This is a genomic window from Methanobrevibacter sp. 87.7, assembly GCF_002208625.1.
In the GTDB taxonomy this organism is placed as follows: domain Archaea; phylum Methanobacteriota; class Methanobacteria; order Methanobacteriales; family Methanobacteriaceae; genus Methanarmilla.
Genome location: NZ_MRCT01000212.1, coordinates 1 through 2,552 on the forward strand (window position 1 = coordinate 1; position 2,552 = coordinate 2,552).

Genomic DNA, 2,552 nt, shown 5'->3' on the forward strand with positions numbered 1-2,552 from the left:
AAAAAAGTATATTCTAAAAGTAGTTTTTTGTATAAAATAAAAAAATTAGAAAATAAATTAATTTAATAATTTATTTATAGTTTCTATTGTTAGAATTAAATTGATTTAATAATTTATTCTTTTATATATTTTGTAATGTCAATATCTAAACCATCACAAATTTCTTTTAATTGATCATATAATTTTGTATCAATTTCAATTCCATTTTCTTTGTTTTCAGCTAATCTTTTAACTTCAATATCTCCTGGAACAAATCCATTATCTGCATCTCTTATTTGTTTAATGAATTCATTAGTTCCAGCTTTAAAAGCATCAATACCTACAAATTTATCTGGATTGATTGCAATAAATAAATCTCCTTTAGTACAATTTTCTCTCCAATTTGCAGTACCTTTTACATTTGTTCCTACATCTGCACCTACTAATGGTCCACAAAGAATTTCAATCATAAATGCTAATGCATAACCTTTGTGTGCACCAAATGCTAATATAGAACCTTCTAAAGCTTCTGATGGGTCAGTTGTTGGATTACCATCTTTATCTAATGCAGTGTTTGGTGGAATACTTTGACCTTTTCTTTGAGCTTCTATTAATTTTCCTCTAGCTGAAGCAGAAGTTGCCATATCTGTAGTAATGTATGTTTCATCATTAGGAATACTTATTGCAATTGGGTTAGTACCGATGATTGGTTTTTTACCATTTAATGGTGCAATTGCTGGTTCTGTATTTGCAAATGTAATTCCAATACAATCTTCTTTTGCTGCTAAATCCGAATAAAATCCAGTAACTCCAAAGTGATTTGAATTATGGGTTCCTACGATTCCAACTCCTGTTTTTTTAGCTTTTTCTATTGCAAGTTTCATAGCTTTTGTTGCTACAATTTGACCAAATAAACTGTGACCATTGATTACTGCAATTGATTCAGTTTCTCTTTCAATTTCAATTTCACCATTAATTTTTATATTGTTAACATCAATGGTTTTAATGTATTGTGGGAATCTTCCAATTCCATGTGAAGAAAATCCTTTTAAGTCAGCATCAAGTACTACTTCTGTTACTAAATTTGCATCTTCTTCTTTAACTCCTAAATTTATTAATATTTGATTTACTAAATTCTTTTCATTTTCTGTAGTTATTTTCATAAGCACACCTTGTTAAATTTGATTTTTATTTAAAAAATTAAAAATTTGTAATTTATTTTATTCACTTGAAATTATTGTATTTAATGTATTTTAATATTCTATTTCAGTTCCTTCAAATGTTTTAATTATAATTTTTTCTTCAGGAATAACTTTACCAATAATGGAAGCTTCTGTAGTTTTATTTAATTCTTTTAAAACATTTTCTGCTTCTTTAGGAGAAACTATTACAACAAAACCAATTCCCATATTAAATACTTTATACATTTCTTTAAGTGGTACATCTTGTTTATAAATAAATTTAAAAATATCTTGTGGTTCAGGTAAGGTATCAATTTTAAAACCAATTCCATCTTTAAGTCTATTAAGATTTGTGAAACCTCCACCAGTTATATGTGCTAATCCTTTAATGTTGAATTCTTTTTTTAATAAGTTAACTATTGGTTTAACATATAATTTAGTTGGTTTTAATAATTCTTCACCAACAGTTATATTTGGATTAGTTGGTAATGGATCATCTATATTAAGTCCAGCTTTATCAAAAATAGCATTTCTTGCTAAACTATAACCATTACTATGGATACCGCTACTTCTAAGACCAATTAATATGTCTCCTTCTTCAATTTCTGAACCGGTAATAATTTTATCTTTATCAACATATCCAATACCAGTTCCTGCTAAATCAAAGTTTTTAATAATACCAGGTAAAGATGCAGTTTCTCCACCAATAATTGCAATATTTGATTCATCAGCACCTTTTACGAGACCTTCTGCAATTTTTTCAGCTCTATCTGGGTCTGGTTTTTCTACTGCTAAATAATCAACTAGTGCTATTGGTTCAGCACCTACACAAAGAATATCATTTACAACCATAGCAATACAGTCTATTCCTACGGTATCATATTTATTCATCATTTCAGCAATTAAAATTTTACTACCTACTCCATCAGTACTCATTGCAATTGCTTTATCGCCTAATGGTACTAAAGCAGCAAAATGACCACTTTCAGTTAATACTTCTCTATTATTTAATGTTGGTTTTAATTTTGAAGCTAATTTTGAAACAGTAAGTGCTTCAAGATCAATATCTACACCAGTTTCTGAATATGTAACCATATATTCACCTATCGTTATAAATTTATAATATATTATAATATATTTATATTCTTAATATTATTAAAATTTATTATTTCTATTAAATCATTATTCTTAATATTTTATTTAAGATTTCTATAATTTTTAGTAATTGTATAATTATTTACTTAATTTTGGATTAATTTTTATAAAATCAATATTTTTATTGATTTTTTTTATACGTTTTATTTTATGATTTTTTTATACTTTTATGGATTTTTGATATAATTTTAATATTATATTTTAATTTTTTATTTTTTCTTAATTTATTTATATTAT

The 2,552-nt window shown here is 25.6% G+C and carries 2 protein-coding genes; both read right to left on the reverse strand.

Annotated features, from left to right (window positions below):
• Positions 1-113 precede the first annotated feature (113 nt).
• Positions 114-1,142: an L-sulfolactate dehydrogenase gene (gene comC / locus BGI41_RS07715; RefSeq protein WP_088540119.1), complete on the reverse strand. Its 1,029-nt coding sequence runs from the start codon at positions 1,140-1,142 to the stop codon at positions 114-116.
• A 90-nt stretch (positions 1,143-1,232) separates the two neighbouring features.
• Complete coding sequence (purM, locus tag BGI41_RS07720) at positions 1,233-2,255, reverse strand: phosphoribosylformylglycinamidine cyclo-ligase (protein WP_088540120.1); 1,023 nt, start codon at positions 2,253-2,255, stop codon at positions 1,233-1,235.
• Between the last annotated feature and the right edge of the window lie 297 nt (positions 2,256-2,552).